Source organism: Thalassotalea litorea, assembly GCF_005843925.1.
GTDB lineage: Bacteria > Pseudomonadota > Gammaproteobacteria > Enterobacterales > Alteromonadaceae > Thalassotalea_A > Thalassotalea_A litorea_A.
In genome coordinates, this window is record NZ_VCBC01000018.1 from 1 (window position 1) to 14712 (window position 14712).

The window sequence follows — 14712 nt, forward strand, 5'->3', positions numbered from 1 at the left end:
ATTAATATAGAATGACTATATCAATAAAATCTATGTTGTAACTGAACCTCTGCCCTAACTCTGAGTTGTGCACAAACTTAGTGTGATTGGTATAACCTTCGCATGCATTGATATAGTCCTGCCTGTTTAACCGTTATTTCAACGCATTATTGCTTTTTTAAGTCTCGGGCAATGAAGTGTCCCTTGTGTAAAAAATTAATGGAGCTGGTATGACACTTGCCCCGTGCGCGGGCACTGGTTTTCCAATAAAAAGCATTTGTCCTGTTTTTGGCACAATCGTCAACGCCTCTTATTTGCAAGAGGCGTTTTATGATCTTTGCGCACCTAAAGTTACTGCAATTTATCGTTAGAATTCGTTTTGGGCGAGCCAGTTTTTTACCACTTTCGCACTAACCTCTGGTTTTCGCGCCCAGCGGAAATGATCGGCGTTAAAGCCTAAATCATTGGTGGTTAGGGTGATTTTCTCAATTTTGGCGGCGGGGTATTTATCCAACACCAATTGACTTGGCATCGGGGGCGCGTAGATATCTTCACTAAATTGCAGACTTAATATATTGCCCGAAAATGCTTTGAGGGCATCTTCAAAGTCGTGATCGACACCTTTGGCCTTGTATAAGTTTGTTTTCACCAAATGACGCCAATCGAGCATAAGTTGCTGGCTTTCTTTACCCGCAAATCCGGTAAAGTCCCCATGATAGTAGCCAAGCAAAGTATTCATCATGGGAATGCTGTGATATAGGCCCCGCAGTAACAATGCGGTTTTTCGATCAAAAGCCGCATGAAAGGGGGAAGCGCAACCGGAAAGGATTATTTTATCGACTTTCTCGGGATTGGTCGCGGTAAAACAACTGGCAAGATGTCCACCAAGGCTGTGTCCCATCAGGTTAATTTTCTCAGAGGCGTGACGCCTTTGTAACCACTGGGTGGTGACTTCGATATCCGCGAGATACTCTTTAAAACCATAATTACATTTTCTGCCTGGACGCATGCTGCTGTGACCATGGCCACGTTGCTCAAGCAAATAAACCGCAATGTTTTGTTCGGCAAGCTCTTGTGCAAAAGGTCGATAGTATCGCGCCGCCATTCCCATCGCGGGTAGCATCAATAACGATGTACTAGTGCGTTCATCTTTTGAAGAAAATACTTCGATTGGCACCTGATAATCGCTTCCACTATGTAATAACTCAAGCTGCCAGCTTTGCTCCTTCGGTTCAGTCATTTAACATCTCAACATGAGGAATACCATCTTCCAAATACATCTCAGATACTCGCGTAAAACCGTGTTTGTTATAAAAAGCTTCTAGATGCTCTTGGGCGGAAATTTTTACGCTAAAATCCGGCCAGAATTGTTTGCAAAGGCGCAGGGCTTCGCTCATTAACGGGTGCCCCAATCCTTTGCCACGATAATCCATATCGGTTGCAACCCGGCCAATGGCGACCATAGCAGGGTAACAAAGACCTGGCGGCAGGATCCGTAAATAAGCGGCGAGCGGCAATAACCCCTGTTCGTTAACTGTGGCATTTTTATCATAGGCGAGGAGATGAATGACTTCTTTATCGATGTCCTTATTATCCAGCTCCGGGTAGTAACAGGTTTGCTCAACCACAAATACATCGACTCTGAGTTTTAGCGCCTGATATAACTCAGCGGCGCTAAGCTCTTGAAAATGTTTAGCTTGATAGTCAATTGCTATTGGTGTCATAGGCGAATTTTGTACGCATTATTGATGTCGTTGCTGTAATACTGCCATAACTTCGCTTAAATCGACATCCTGATCTCTGAGTAATACTAATGTGTGGTAAAACAAATCGGCGCATTCTTGCAACAATTCGTCTCTATCACCAGTGGCGGCCGCCAGTGCCACTTCAACGCCTTCTTCGCCAACTTTTTGTGCCGCACGCTTAGTACCCTGGTTCAATAGTTGCGCAGTATAACTGTCTTCGGGTTTATCAAATTGACGTTGTTTAACGACTTGTTCGAGCAAAGACAGAAAATGTTTTTGATTAAATTCCTGCTCAGCAAAACAAGATTCTGTGCCTAAATGGCAAGTGGGGCCGTTGGGGCGACACACCAGTAACAAGGCATCTTTATCGCAATCGCTATAAATTTTTTGCACATCCAACGTGTTGTCAGAGGTTTCGCCTTTGGTCCATAGCCTTTGTTTCGAGCGGGAATAAAACGTTGCCTGTGCAATTTCTAAGGTTTTATCTAACGCATCTTTGTTCATGTAGCCTTGCATTAATATGGCACCGGTATCCGCATGTTGGATAATGGCAGGGAGCAAGCCACCCATTTTTTCCCAGGCTAAATCGGCACTGTTTTGTGTAGTAATTATCATCTTGTTAAATCCACCTTAAGAACGCATTGGCACTTGTTGCTCGCGCAAATATTGTTTTAAATCCTGTATGCCAATAATGCCTTTATGAAAAACACTCGCCGCAAGGGCACCATCGACATCGGCCTGTTTAAATACCTCGGAAAAATGCGCCATGGTACCGGCACCACCGGAGGCAATTAATGGAATGTTGGCGACATCGCGAACCATAGATAATTGTTCGATATCGTAACCTTGACGAACACCGTCCTGGTTCATCACATTCAAAACAATTTCACCGGCTCCACGACTTTGTACTTCTTGTACCCAGTCTATTGTTTGCCAACGGGTTTTTGACGATTTAGATTCATCGCCAGTAAATTGATATACCTGATATTGCCCGGTTTCATCATCAAAATATGAATCGATGCCAATGACCACACATTGTTGGCCAAACTGGCGGTTTAAACGATTGATCAGACTTGGGTCGCTCAACGCTGGCGAATTAATGGAAATCTTATCGGCGCCCATCGACAGCATTTTTTGTGCATCGGCCTCACTTTTAATGCCACCGGCCACGCAAAATGGAATATCAATGACTTTGGCAATGCGCTCAACCCAGCTGCGGTCTAGCGTGCGGCCATCGGCACTGGCGGTAATATCATAAAACACTAACTCATCCGCGCCTTGCTCGGCATATTGCTGAGCAAGAGGCACAATATCACCAATAATTTCATGGTTGCGAAACTTAACGCCTTTAACCACCATACCATCGCGTACATCGAGGCAGGGGATTATCCGTTTTGCCAACATTGTATTGCCTCCGCTAAGGTAAATTTACCTTCGAGTAAGGCTCGACCTAAAATCACCCCGTCAACGTTAGTTGGTTTTAACGCGTCAATATCACTTAATTTGCCGATGCCACCAGAAGATTGCCAGCAGATATCGGTAAACTGAGATTTCACCTGTTGATATAAACTCACATTCGAACCTTGCAACGTCCCGTCTTTACTGATGTCGGTACATAGCACGTGCTTTAAACCAACTTTGCGATAAGTCGCGATTAATTGCTCCAAAGTCACCCCTGAGCTTTTTTGCCAACCATGGGTGGCAACCACTTTATTGCCATCAGCATCGATATTGATATCTAGTGCTAGCACAATGCTATCGGCTCCAAATTCTTTAAACCATTCGCTGACTTGCTCTGGTTTGCTTACCGCCACGGAACCAATGACAACCCGCTCTACGCCAGAATCGAGTAAATCTTTCACTTCTTCCCGGGTGCGAATACCGCCGCCAGTTTGTATTTTGAGTAACCCTGCATCGGTCAATTCTCTGATCAGAGGCAATTGTCGTTTTGCCGGGTCTTTAGCACCCGTTAAATCAACGATATGTAGCCAAGTTGCGCCTTGCTCGGCATAACTTTTTAACACTTGCATTGGCTCGAGGGTATATTCGGTTTTTTGTTGATAGTCGCCTTGAAACAAGCGCACCACGGTACCTTCGATTAAATCAATGGCGGGGATGATCATCAAACTAACTCCATGAAATTTTGTAATAATCGTGCGCCACTTATTCCGGAGCGCTCCGGATGAAACTGTACGCCGTAAAAATTATTCTGGTAAATACTGGCGGAAAAGGACTGGCCATACTGACATTGCGCTAAGGTATGTTCGGATACTGGCGCGCAATAGCTGTGGACAAAATAAAAGTAATCGTCTTCGCCAATGCCTGTAAACAGTGGGTTATCACTGATATTGCTCAGGGTATTCCAACCCATGTGGGGGAGACGCAACCCAGAACCATTGGATTGCATGTCATTGACGCCGGAGATATCAATACCGTTAACCTCCGTATCGATTAGGTTCAGACAATCAGTCTGCACGCCATTTTCAAAGGATTGTCTGGTGAGCAATTGCATGCCAAGACAAATGCCAAGTACAGGCTGGGTTAATGAGGTGATAAGTTGCTTTAACTCCAACTCATTAATGCCTTGCATGGCGAATTCCGCTGAACCAACGCCCGGCAGAAATACCCGAGGGGCCTGTTTGATTTTCGCCTCATCCCGCGAAACACCGACGACATAACCCAGCCGTTCAATGGCGAATTTTAATGAGTTGATATTGGCACAACCGGTATCAATGATTAATGCCTGATACGCCTGCTCCTGACTCATAAAACACCTTTTGAGCTCGGCAATTCATCGGAGCTTACCGTAATGGCTTGGCCTAACGCTCTTCCGAATACCTTAAACAGGCTTTCTACCTGGTGATGACAATTGCCAGCAGAAGTGGATAAGTGCAAAGTGATTGCCATCGCATCACTTAAGGATTTAAAGAAGTGGCTAACCATTTGCGTAGACATGCCGCCAACGCGGTTGTCGGTAAAGTTAGCATCGAATTCAATGTGGGCACGACCGGATAAATCCAGACTGCATTCGGCTCGGCATTCATCCATTGGCAGCACAAAACCAAAACGATTAATGCCACGCTTATCACCAAGGGCTTGTCTTAATGCTTCCCCTAATGCCAGTGCCGTATCTTCAACACTGTGATGATCATCAATGTGCAGGTCACCATCCACCTTGCACTGTAGTGAAAAACCGCCATGGGTGGCGATTTGATCTAACATGTGATCGAAAAAGCCAATGCCGGTTTCAATGCGATTATTACCTCGTTTGTCGAGATTGACACTCACCCGAATATCGGTTTCTTTGGTCGTGCGAACGATGGTCGCTTCTCTTGGATTAGTTAACAGTAAATCGGCGATTGCCGGCCAATTAAGCCCTTCGCGTTGATACTGTAATCCTTGAATGCCCATATTTGCCGCCAGTTGTAAATCCGTGTCCCTGTCGCCAATCACATAGGAGTTAGCAAAGTTAATCCGACCCTGTTGCAGGTAGTCGCTAACCAGCCCAAGTTTTGGTTTACGACAGCTACAATTGTCTTCTTCAAAGTGTGGGCATATTAATTGATCGGCAAATTTAATCCCCTGAGAGGCAAAAATTTCCAACATCTTATCTTGAGCAAGATCAAAATCCGGTTGTGGGAAACTGTCGGTGCCTAACCCGTCTTGGTTGGAAACCAGCACCAATTGGTAACCTTTGTCGAGCAGCTTTAACAATACCGGGATCACCAACGGCTCTAGCACCAGCTTTTCCAGGCTATCTACCTGTTTGTCAGTCACCGGCTCTTCAATTAACGTACCGTCACGATCGATAAATAAAATATTATTGGTTTGCATTTATTTTCTCTTACTTCATCTTAATCTTAAGTTATGCCAAATTCGGTTTTGGCCATTGCGCGTTAGTATCAGCTCTCAATACCAGCTTTCAGCTCTCAGGTTTAAATGCCGCAAGCAAGCGTTTAAATTCCGCCATCTCATCGACAGAGCCTATCGACACACGCAGACAATTCGCTAAGGCAAGTTGCTTGGATTGATTACGAATTAACACACCATTGCTGCTCATATAACGGAAAAATGTCTCACATATCGCCTTGCTCGTTATCCGAAATAAAACGAAATTCGCTTTTGAGGAGAAAACATCGCTGACCCAAGAGCACAGCGTCAACTCTGCGGCAATATCATCGCGTTGCTCTATGGTTTGTTGTATCTGGCGTTGTAACGATAATGTGGCTGGTTGAGATAAAGCTGCACTGGCAATGTCTGCAATGGGTTTGGCGATAGGGTAAGGGGCAATGATTTTACTCAATAGCTCGATAACTTCAGGGTTGGCTATTGCAAAACCACAGCGTAGTCCGGCCAAACCAAATGCCTTTGACAAGGTACGTAAAATTACCAGGTTCGGAAATTGTGCGAGTAAATCCACGCAGCTAGCCTCGGGACAGTAATCAATATACGCCTCATCCACCACGACTAACGCTTGTGATGAAAACATCTCCAATGTTTTGACAATGTCAGCACGGTTGATCAAATTACCCGTTGGGTTATTGGGCGAGCAGATAAACACCAGTTTGCATTGATTCTTTTGCGGCTCTAGTGCCGTTAGGTCCAATTGCATCGCATCGGTTAATGGCACTGTGGTAACGCCTGTCAGGTGTCCTTTGGCGCTGATCGCATACATACCGTACGTCGGTGGACAGATCACAATGTTATCTTTACCGGGCTCGCAAAATGTGCGGATCAGCACTTCAATCGCTTCGTCTGCGCCACGGGTTGCCAATAGTTGATTTGAATTAACGTTCGCATAGCTGGCATATGCGTCAATCAAAGCGCTGGGTTGAAAATCCGGGTAGCGGTTTAGGTTTTCAATCGATTGCGAATACACCTTGTTACCGCCTTGCTCGTTAGCATTGAGCCAGGTTGTACCGCCAGTTTGTTCTCGCCTTGCCGATTGGTAAGCCACCATTTCGATAACATCTTCACGAACCAGAGAAAGGATTGTATTGGTTGGTGCGAGGTTCGGATTTTTGCTGGATACTGCCGTTGTCAGGGAAGAGTTGTTCATGCCACGTCTCCTTTGTCTTGCACGCTTGATTCATCACATTCAATGCCGCCAATAGAATCGCTATTGCCGTTCCCAACTCTTAAGGTTACCGCACGCTGATGCGCATCCAATCCTTCTGCATCGGTTAGCTCTACAATGGTTTGCGCCAAACTTTGCAAGCCGTATTTCGTTAAGGTTTGTACCGTATAGCGACGACTAAAATCCGCTAAAGATAAAGAAGACGCAACTTTTGAGTAGCCATACGTGGGTAATACATGATTGGTACCGCTGGCATAATCCCCTGCAGATTCCGGTGAATAGTCACCCACAAAAACTGAGCCGGCGTTTCGTACTTTACTGAGCAATGTATCGGTATCTCGTACTTGTAAGCTTAAGTGCTCAGGGCCATACAGGTTTGAAACCAATGCCGCTTCGTCAATATCGGCACACAGAATTAATCGACTTTGTGCCAATGCTTTTTTAGCTATGTCTTTACGCGATAAGGTTTCAAGTTGAAGTTGTAATTGCTCAGCAACGGCATTAATGGTTGCTTCGTCGTCACTCAATAGAATGACTTGCGAATCGGTTCCATGCTCCGCCTGCGAGAGTAAATCGGCGGCAACAAACACCGGATTTGCTCCCTTGTCGGCGATCACTAACAGCTCTGAAGGCCCAGCTGGCATATCGATGGCAAACCCAGGTACGGATTGGGATAATTGCTTTTTCGCTTCGGTGACATACTTATTGCCCGGACCGAACACTTTATTAACCGCAGCAATGGTCTGAGTGCCAAGGGCAAGGGCTGCGATCGCTTGTGCACCGCCGATACGATAGATTTCATCAATCCCGCAGATTGACGCCGCATAAATAATTTCATTGGCAAGTTTGCCGTTTTTATCCGGCGGACAAACTAAAACCACGCGTTCACAACCGGCAAGCTGAGCGGGTACACCAAGCATTAACACGGTTGAGGGCAATGGCGCAGATCCTGCTGGAATATACAAGCCAACCGATTCGATGGCCTCGCTCTTTAATTGGCACCTAACACCGGGACGGGTTTCAACATCGATATCTTGAAACCTCTGGGCACTGTGGAACGTTTTTATTTGTTGATACGCAGTGTTAATGGCATCTTTTCGGGATTGCGATAGCGCTTGTTCTGCGAGTTGAAATTGCGATTTGGCTAAGCGTAAATCATCGAGTGCCACACCATCAAAGTTTTTGGTGAAATCGAAGAGCGCGGTATCGCCATTTTCCGCAACAGCATTGATAATGCGCTTGACCCCTTGTTCTAAGGTGTCGCTATCGCTAATTGCCGGTCTTGCCAGAGCATCGACTTGTTGTGATTTGCTAAGTTGTTGCCAGATGAACATCGTTTATCCCATCATTTTTTCGATTGGTAATACCAGAATTGAGTTACAACCCAAATCTTTTAGTTGCTCCATGGTTTCCCAGAAGAAGGTTTCGGTACTGACCATGTGCACGGCAACGCGATCATCGCGTCCGGCAAGCGGTAAAACCGTCGGGGTTTCGGAACCAGGCATTAACGTAATCACTTCGGCGAGTTTACCTTTCGGTGCATGCAACATGATGTATTTGCTTTCTTTTGCCTTTAATACCCCTTGCATCCGAGGCAGTAGTTTGTCGAAGGTTTTGGCTTTTTCACCAGACAGCGGTTTTTCGCCGCTAATGAGTGCGGCTTTTGAGGTGTAAATGACTTCCACTTCTTTCAAGCCATTGGCTTCCAATGTGGCGCCAGTGGATACCAGATCGCAGATGCCGTCTGCAAGTCCGACGCGTGGAGCGACTTCCACGGAACCATTTAATTTGCAGGTTTCAAAGCGAATGCCATGTTGTTCACCAAAACGATTTAACAGGCGAGGGTAGGTGGTCGCTAATCGCAAACCATCCAATGACTGCACACCTTGATAGTCCACTTCTTCCGGCAGAGCAATGGATAAACGACAACCACCAAATTTAAGTGAACACACCTTGTTATAGGCGCTGGTTTCACCGGTTAGTTGACGTTGCAGGGCGTGTTCTTCTAATGTGTTGTCGCCAACGATGCCAAGATCACAAACGCCATCCATCACCAAACCTGGAATATCGCTAGAGCGCACCAGCATTAAGTCGATTGGCATATTGCCGACATGGGAAAGAAGTTTGCGATCGGCCAGCGAAACTTTAAGGCCACAACGTTTAAATAGATCTTGAGAAGAGTCGGACAAACGTCCGGATTTTTGTATGGCGATTCGTAATCGACCGTTGTCATTGTTCATCATGTTTCATTGCTCCAAAAAATAAAAAACCCGAAAAAGTGGACTCTTTCGGGGTATCTGCTTTTATTGAGCGTTACACTGAAAGGTCCATAGCCTCTCAGCGAATAACCTGAGGGCTAATCGATAATATGATGGTGATGGTGTAAGCTCAGGTTATTTAACATGTTTTCTTTATCTCGTTTAACTCAAAATATATCGTTATCAGGCTCAGAATTTTTTCAATATTTGGCATTGGTTACTAACGAATGCTTTTTAAAAATTAGAGTGATTACTTGATGTTTTTATAACCTTACTGGTTAATCCTTAGGTTCGTCAACCCTTAAAGGTTAATTTTTTGTGAATATGCTTATAGCAAAATGGAATATGAAATCTAGTTTTAACTAGCTAGGGTTTTAACTAGCTAGAGGATTAAAAATTTGCTCGATGTTCACGCCTTTATGTACAAAGCCTAAGGCTGCCCCATTAAGTTTGACGGGATTTACCTTGTTCAGGGGTATCAATATCGAATAACACTCCGGCATCATCGACATCGACTAAGCGTAGCCTTGTTCCGGATTGCTTAATCAGCTTCGCGGCGCCCTCATCTTGATTCAATTCGCTTAAGGACTCTAGCAAACTTGCGGGTATACATACCGGATGGCCGGCCTGGCCGAGATATTGTGGGCGGATAGCTGCTTGCGCGTTGTTTTCGATCTCTGCCAATAATGTGCAAATGGTATGTGATTTTATATTGGGCATATCTGCTAAAAACACCATGATGTGCTTAGACTGCGACGTTTCATTCAGCAGATGTTTTGCGGCTGTCGCCAAACTGACGCCCAATCCTATGGGGTGCTCAGGCGCTGCGATTTTTATTACTGGATAGTCTTCCAATAATGCTGATATGTTGTCATCCAGGTAGCGATGTACCAGCAAAACCTTATTAAAATGCGGAACAATGCTTTCAAGTGTCGTTTGCAGCAGGGGCTTGCAATCTGTGTTTTTGGTACTGTTTTGGGTATTATTTTCGGTTTTGTTTTCAGTAGAAGGGGTCTCTATCGGATGCAGGCGTTTATCCGCGCCAAAGCGTTTAGAAAAGCCTGCGGCCAGAATTACCGCCACCACACCCGATGACGGCGATTGACAGATATCACCTTTGCTACTCACCTTTACCATTTCTTACCCGAATGATGTCGGCGAGAATGGCGATTGCAATTTCTACCGGCGTTTTACTGCCGATAGGCAAGCCGATGGGCGCATGTAAGCGTTTGAACTCAGATTCGGTAAAGCCACAGATGCGAGATAGACGTTCGCGGCGATTGGCGCTGGTTCTCGACGATCCCATCGCACCGATATAAAACGCATCGGTCTCAAATACGGTCATCAAACCGACATCATCGATTCTGGGATCATGCGCCAATGCTAGCACGGCACTGCGTTCATTAGCATATTGCTCGATAAAATCATCTGGAGAGCGCCACTCAATATCGACACCACCACGGGCTTTGGTAAAAGACCAGCTGTCTGCAAGTTCTTTGCGCATATCACAAAGTTTTACGTCATAGCCCGCCATAATTCCAAGTTCGGCCACATGCTGAGTAACCTGGCCAATCCCTAACAACAATATCGACCAAACCTGACCATAGGTCAGAGTAATGGTGCTTGCAGTTTCACCAATCACCTGGGCGGTTTCATTTTCGAGCATTACTAATTGCTTATGACTGGTTTTTGAGGACAGGTCGATTACACGCTGACAAGGTTGCTTCGCTTCGGCGGTGGTTAGCCATTGATGTAAATGCTGGCGATTGTCTTCATTTTGTCGCATCGGCTCGACCAGCAAGCGTATGGTGCCGCCACAGGGAAGTTCTCGAACGACATTCGGTTCGTCGAGATGTTTACCATAGACAAATATTTGGTCGTGCTGCTCAAATTCGCCGCGCTCTAGCATGTCTACAAACGCATCTTCTAAACATCCGCCGGAAATCGAACCGACGCGTTGTTTACCATCGGTAATGAAAATTGAACCAATAGGGCGAGGAGCGCTTCCGTAGGTGCCGATAATCGTACACATCCAGAACATTTTTTGTTGTTCAAACCAGATATTCGCCTGTTTGAGTACGTCAAAATCCGTTAATTGCATTTAACTGTCTTTTAATTATTTTTTGGGGGGAGCGGAAATTCACAAGTTCCTCTCTAGTCCCCTTGTTCTGTGCTAAGGATATGAGATCTAATGGAAACATACAATCTTAGCGCCAACAATCTTGGTTGAAAATCGTAAAAAACCAAGGCAGTATGAATTCAAGCTTAACTTATGCCAAATCCGATAAATCATGCTTTTTCGTGTTGCCTGAACCTTGTTATGTTCAGGCCGAATGAGCCGCAATTTATCAGAGATGGTTTCTAAATTCATGGAATGAAGGCTTGCCTTCAAGAATTTTACCGATGAGGAGTAGCGATATGGAATTAAATCTCTATCTCAACCGGAACAAGCGAATACCCCCACTATTGCTGTTCTTAACAATACTGAGCTTGGGTGGCTGTGCTTATAAAGAAGTGTCTTTATCACACCAGAAAACCCAGCGCCAAGTCAGCTGTGTCGGCTTTTACCTTGACTGGCATGTCTCTGACCAAACCGTTGATTATATCAATATGCATTGCGCAAAAGATTTAATCGAACAAGGTTATCAATTGCACGACGTGACATTGTTGTCTGTGGATTTTACCGTACCAGAACCACCTAAAGGCAAACAATGGAACCAGGCTCTTGCCGCGAATCAATATCAAGCAGGCCTGATTAATGAAAGGCAATACGGCAATATCCTTGGCGCGTTGGAAGTTGCGTATTATAACAGCCTGGAGCAGGCCAAGGCTTTGAAAAAACGCGGTGAAATTAGCCAGAGTCGTTATGAACAATTGTTATCACAAGCGGAACTGGAATTAACAGGCAGTGGATAAGCGCAGAGCTTATCCAATTGTGATAAACCTTGTTGAGCCTGAAAGTGTTAATTGAGCAAATTACAGGGGTAGCAATACCGCCAATTTTGATCGTTTTAGCGGTCATTCTGGCTTGGCTAGTTATCATAACGTAATGTTAAAACAGATACCGAAACAGCTGTACCATGCAAGGGTTAATGTTAATTACGTTCAAAGAAATTCAACAGGCTACAAGGGGTTATTTAATGGTTCAATGCGTTAATCGCGATAAGATGATAGTCATGACGTTGTTGCTTGCCGCATTTTCAGTACTTGGTGCGGCACCAGGCAATGATAAAGACAATCACCTAACGGCTAATGAGCAGGTTGTTGAGCAGTTTTTAGAAACCATAGAAACGATGGAGGTACAATACCCTGTCGAAGCTCAGAGTGATCATAAACCAGAGGACCTCAAGGTTGTGCGCTCGGGACTGTTTGCTCACAGTCGGCCTGTGACTGAAATCGCATCGGGATCCCAAGGTTACATTGCCGGCAGCATTCATCAAGGTGAAAATCGAGGAGATTTGTATTTTCGCGAAGCTGAAAACGATCCTAAAATCACTGTCAAACCGTTAAATAATAAGTGGTATTGGGACATCCAGGGAGCTAAGTGGTCAACAAATGAAGCTTGGTTGGCGGTTAAGCAAATAAATGATTCATTGGTACCGAGAATTCGCATAGACACGGAAACTGCAGATGCAAAAAGATCTATCCCTTACTCTCGGGCCGGACAAGCCATTCAACAACAGCAAATTTATGTAGTTAATCGAGAAACTCAAAAATATAAGGCGATTAAACACGGATTACAGTCTCCGCTAATACATATCATCGGCTGGAGCGACGACAGTAAACAGTTGCGTTTTTTACGCAGTGATCGTTTTTTGAAAAAGCTTGAACTTGTTGAAGCCGACATCGATAGCGGTAATGTGAATGTATTGCTTACAGAGTCCGATGTTGCCTCTTTAATCGGCCTTGATTTACTGCAGGGGCATGCCAATCGCCTTGATTTTCGCCATTTACCCGCATTTTTAAAGGGCAACCGTGGTTTTATATGGACCAGCGATCGCAGTGGTTACCGTCACCTTTATGTATATGATGCCAAAGGGGATCTTGATAAGAGCTTAACGAAAGGGAAATTTGACGGCTGGGTCGTCCGCATTGTTGACATCGATCACAAAAGAGGGCTTGTTTACGCGCTGACTGCAGGCTCAAAGGGAGATCCCTATGCACAGTCTATATATCAATTTTCATTAGCAGGGAACAAACCAGAAAAAATCGCCAGTGGTCCAAATATAATTAAGGTCCTTTTTTCCGCCAATAAGGATCGCATGTGGGCATTACGCACCAGTTTTCCGAATACAGCGCAAGTGGAAGAATTTGATATTTTCGCGAAAACAAGCAAGATCTATTGGGCTGTCGATCCGGACATTTATGCACAAGCAGGCTTTGCACCTGAGCTTGTCTGGGTTAAAGCCGCAGATGGTAAAACCCCAATTCGAGCCGCGCTGTTTAAACCGAATGATTTTGATGAATCTAAATCTTATCCAGTCATTGAGGAAATGTATCCGGCACCTTATACAAGTGTGATCCCACAGCACCCGTTAGCCGGAAAGTGGATCGATTCATACTTGCGCGCACAACAAGGCTATATCGTGGTATTAATCGATGGTCGCGGTACTCTTGGGCGTGGAACCGCTTTCCAAAATTATAGTTATGGACGCTTTGGTCAGGTCGAAATTGCCGATCATGTCGCTGCGCTTAACCAACTTGCAAAAGATCGATCATACATGGATATGTCGCGGGTAGGGGTTTATGGTCATAGCTGGGGTGGGTATTTTGCCCTAAGGGCATTATTACAAGCGCCGCAAACCTATCACGCCGGTATTGTTTCAGCGGCAGGTGTAGATTTAAAAGATTTTCGGGTGTCAATTGAACCTTTTATGGGCTGTTCGCCGGCAATGTGTCCACAGGCATATAAGTTGGCAGCAAATACAGCTTTGTTAGACAAACTTCAGGCGCATTTACTCATTGTGCACGGTACCGCCGATGACGATGTACCGTTTGTAGAATCTGAGAAACTTATCAAAGCATTGGATAAAGCAGGAAAACCCTATGAGTTGATCACACTACCTGGGGCGAACCATATTGTGTGGAATGATGAGTTGGAATTAAAGGAAGACATGTTTTTTTCTAAACATTTGCAATCTAACTAGGTATTGCCAGGAATTATTCGTGATTGAGACTTCCATTGCCCCGCAACTAGAACATGTCGTCAAACATAACCCGGCAATAAAAAACCAGGCATCAGAAAGACCAATGCGAAAGACCCGGCCCCTAAAAACACCAATGTCAGGGAACAAAAACAAGCTTGTGGGAAATAAACGCTCGGACGTTTGATGGCACTTTTGCGCACGCAAGCGAGGATTATATCGGCGGATTCTTTGGCGTAATCATATAAAGCACAAACCTTTAGAATCAAAGGGCGATAGTAAATGACTACGCAGGAAAATAATATTTCAATGCCGGCGATATCGGCAATGAGCAAAAGCTCCGGTGCAAACGGCAGGACTGCCATCAGCGCAAGCGTGATCAGAAATTTTTGTGTTTTGGTTAATGACTGCCATTCCATTGTCATTTTGTTCCTTATAGCGGTAAAACGTTAAGCTTTTGTATTACATCAAATTGTTGGTATAGATATTTAGGTGGGGATTGTTTGATG

General features: G+C 45.0%; 15 protein-coding genes. 2 read left to right on the forward strand and 13 right to left on the reverse strand.

The window, feature by feature from the left end; genetic code table 11:
• Positions 1-346: 346 nt before the first annotated feature.
• The 12 genes from FE810_RS15230 to FE810_RS15285 form a co-directional block, all read right to left on the reverse strand.
• Positions 347-1219, reverse strand: a complete 873-nt coding sequence (locus FE810_RS15230) for an alpha/beta hydrolase family protein (protein WP_138321220.1) — start codon at positions 1217-1219, stop codon at positions 347-349.
• Complete coding sequence (locus FE810_RS15235) at positions 1212-1703, reverse strand: GNAT family N-acetyltransferase (RefSeq protein WP_138321222.1); 492 nt, start codon at positions 1701-1703, stop codon at positions 1212-1214. The genes FE810_RS15230 and FE810_RS15235 overlap by 8 nt, the downstream gene beginning before the upstream one ends.
• A gap of 18 nt (positions 1704-1721) precedes the next feature.
• Complete coding sequence (gene hisIE / locus FE810_RS15240; protein ID WP_138321224.1) at positions 1722-2339, reverse strand: bifunctional phosphoribosyl-AMP cyclohydrolase/phosphoribosyl-ATP diphosphatase HisIE; 618 nt, start codon at positions 2337-2339, stop codon at positions 1722-1724.
• 15 nt (positions 2340-2354) lie between these two features.
• The gene (gene hisF / locus FE810_RS15245) at positions 2355-3128 is read right to left on the reverse strand and encodes an imidazole glycerol phosphate synthase subunit HisF (protein ID WP_138321226.1); all 774 of its coding nucleotides are present in this window, start codon (positions 3126-3128) and stop codon (positions 2355-2357) included.
• A complete protein-coding gene (hisA, locus tag FE810_RS15250) occupies positions 3110-3847 on the reverse strand; it encodes a 1-(5-phosphoribosyl)-5-[(5-phosphoribosylamino)methylideneamino]imidazole-4-carboxamide isomerase (protein ID WP_138321228.1) in 738 nt (245 codons plus the stop codon). Before hisA ends, hisF begins: the two co-directional genes overlap by 19 nt.
• On the reverse strand, positions 3847-4491 hold the full coding sequence (gene hisH, locus FE810_RS15255) for an imidazole glycerol phosphate synthase subunit HisH (protein WP_138321230.1): 645 nt from the start codon (positions 4489-4491) through the stop codon (positions 3847-3849). Before hisH ends, hisA begins: the two co-directional genes overlap by 1 nt.
• On the reverse strand, positions 4488-5558 hold the full coding sequence (hisB, locus tag FE810_RS15260; RefSeq protein ID WP_138321232.1) for a bifunctional histidinol-phosphatase/imidazoleglycerol-phosphate dehydratase HisB: 1071 nt from the start codon (positions 5556-5558) through the stop codon (positions 4488-4490). The genes hisH and hisB overlap by 4 nt, the downstream gene beginning before the upstream one ends.
• 88 nt (positions 5559-5646) lie before the next feature.
• The gene (gene hisC / locus FE810_RS15265; RefSeq protein WP_138321234.1) at positions 5647-6783 is read right to left on the reverse strand and encodes a histidinol-phosphate transaminase; all 1137 of its coding nucleotides are present in this window, start codon (positions 6781-6783) and stop codon (positions 5647-5649) included.
• Positions 6780-8135 carry a histidinol dehydrogenase gene (gene hisD, locus FE810_RS15270; RefSeq protein WP_138321235.1) on the reverse strand — a complete coding sequence of 452 codons (1356 nt, stop codon included), beginning with the start codon at positions 8133-8135 and terminating at the stop codon, positions 6780-6782. Before hisD ends, hisC begins: the two co-directional genes overlap by 4 nt.
• 3 nt (positions 8136-8138) lie before the next feature.
• Positions 8139-9041: an ATP phosphoribosyltransferase gene (gene hisG / locus FE810_RS15275; RefSeq protein ID WP_138321326.1), complete on the reverse strand. Its 903-nt coding sequence runs from the start codon at positions 9039-9041 to the stop codon at positions 8139-8141.
• A gap of 462 nt (positions 9042-9503) precedes the next feature.
• Positions 9504-10196 (reverse strand): nucleotidyltransferase family protein, encoded by a 693-nt coding sequence (locus FE810_RS15280; RefSeq protein ID WP_138321237.1) that lies wholly within the window; start codon positions 10194-10196, stop codon positions 9504-9506.
• Positions 10180-11160, reverse strand: coding sequence for an XdhC family protein (locus FE810_RS15285; RefSeq protein WP_138321239.1), 981 nt, complete (start codon positions 11158-11160; stop codon positions 10180-10182). The genes FE810_RS15280 and FE810_RS15285 overlap by 17 nt, the downstream gene beginning before the upstream one ends.
• Before the next feature lie 317 nt (positions 11161-11477).
• On the opposite strand from FE810_RS15285, the gene FE810_RS15290 reads away from it, so the two are divergent.
• Together FE810_RS15290 and FE810_RS15295 are read left to right on the forward strand one after the other, a co-directional pair.
• The gene (locus FE810_RS15290) at positions 11478-11975 is read left to right on the forward strand and encodes a hypothetical protein (RefSeq protein WP_138321241.1); all 498 of its coding nucleotides are present in this window, start codon (positions 11478-11480) and stop codon (positions 11973-11975) included.
• A 224-nt stretch (positions 11976-12199) separates the two neighbouring features.
• Entirely contained in the window at positions 12200-14206 is a 2007-nt protein-coding gene (locus FE810_RS15295; protein WP_171022396.1) for a S9 family peptidase, read from the forward strand.
• A gap of 59 nt (positions 14207-14265) precedes the next feature.
• On the opposite strand, the gene FE810_RS15300 is transcribed toward FE810_RS15295, so the two are convergent.
• On the reverse strand, positions 14266-14628 hold the full coding sequence (locus tag FE810_RS15300; protein ID WP_138321244.1) for a hypothetical protein: 363 nt from the start codon (positions 14626-14628) through the stop codon (positions 14266-14268).
• Positions 14629-14712 lie beyond the last annotated feature (84 nt).

Coding starts and splice junctions, on each gene's coding strand:
- FE810_RS15230 (WP_138321220.1), bottom strand. CDS start 1,219: ATGACTGAACCGAAGGAGCAAAGCTGGCAGCTTGAGTTATTACATAGT.
- FE810_RS15235 (WP_138321222.1), bottom strand. CDS start 1,703: ATGACACCAATAGCAATTGACTATCAAGCTAAACATTTTCAAGAGCTT.
- hisIE (WP_138321224.1), bottom strand. CDS start 2,339: ATGATAATTACTACACAAAACAGTGCCGATTTAGCCTGGGAAAAAATG.
- hisF (WP_138321226.1), bottom strand. CDS start 3,128: ATGTTGGCAAAACGGATAATCCCCTGCCTCGATGTACGCGATGGTATG.
- hisA (WP_138321228.1), bottom strand. CDS start 3,847: ATGATCATCCCCGCCATTGATTTAATCGAAGGTACCGTGGTGCGCTTG.
- hisH (WP_138321230.1), bottom strand. CDS start 4,491: ATGAGTCAGGAGCAGGCGTATCAGGCATTAATCATTGATACCGGTTGT.
- hisB (WP_138321232.1), bottom strand. CDS start 5,558: ATGCAAACCAATAATATTTTATTTATCGATCGTGACGGTACGTTAATT.
- hisC (WP_138321234.1), bottom strand. CDS start 6,783: ATGAACAACTCTTCCCTGACAACGGCAGTATCCAGCAAAAATCCGAAC.
- hisD (WP_138321235.1), bottom strand. CDS start 8,135: ATGTTCATCTGGCAACAACTTAGCAAATCACAACAAGTCGATGCTCTG.
- hisG (WP_138321326.1), bottom strand. CDS start 9,041: ATGAACAATGACAACGGTCGATTACGAATCGCCATACAAAAATCCGGA.
- FE810_RS15280 (WP_138321237.1), bottom strand. CDS start 10,196: ATGGTAAAGGTGAGTAGCAAAGGTGATATCTGTCAATCGCCGTCATCG.
- FE810_RS15285 (WP_138321239.1), bottom strand. CDS start 11,160: ATGCAATTAACGGATTTTGACGTACTCAAACAGGCGAATATCTGGTTT.
- FE810_RS15290 (WP_138321241.1), top strand. CDS start 11,478: ATGGAATTAAATCTCTATCTCAACCGGAACAAGCGAATACCCCCACTA.
- FE810_RS15295 (WP_171022396.1), top strand. CDS start 12,200: ATGGTTCAATGCGTTAATCGCGATAAGATGATAGTCATGACGTTGTTG.
- FE810_RS15300 (WP_138321244.1), bottom strand. CDS start 14,628: ATGACAATGGAATGGCAGTCATTAACCAAAACACAAAAATTTCTGATC.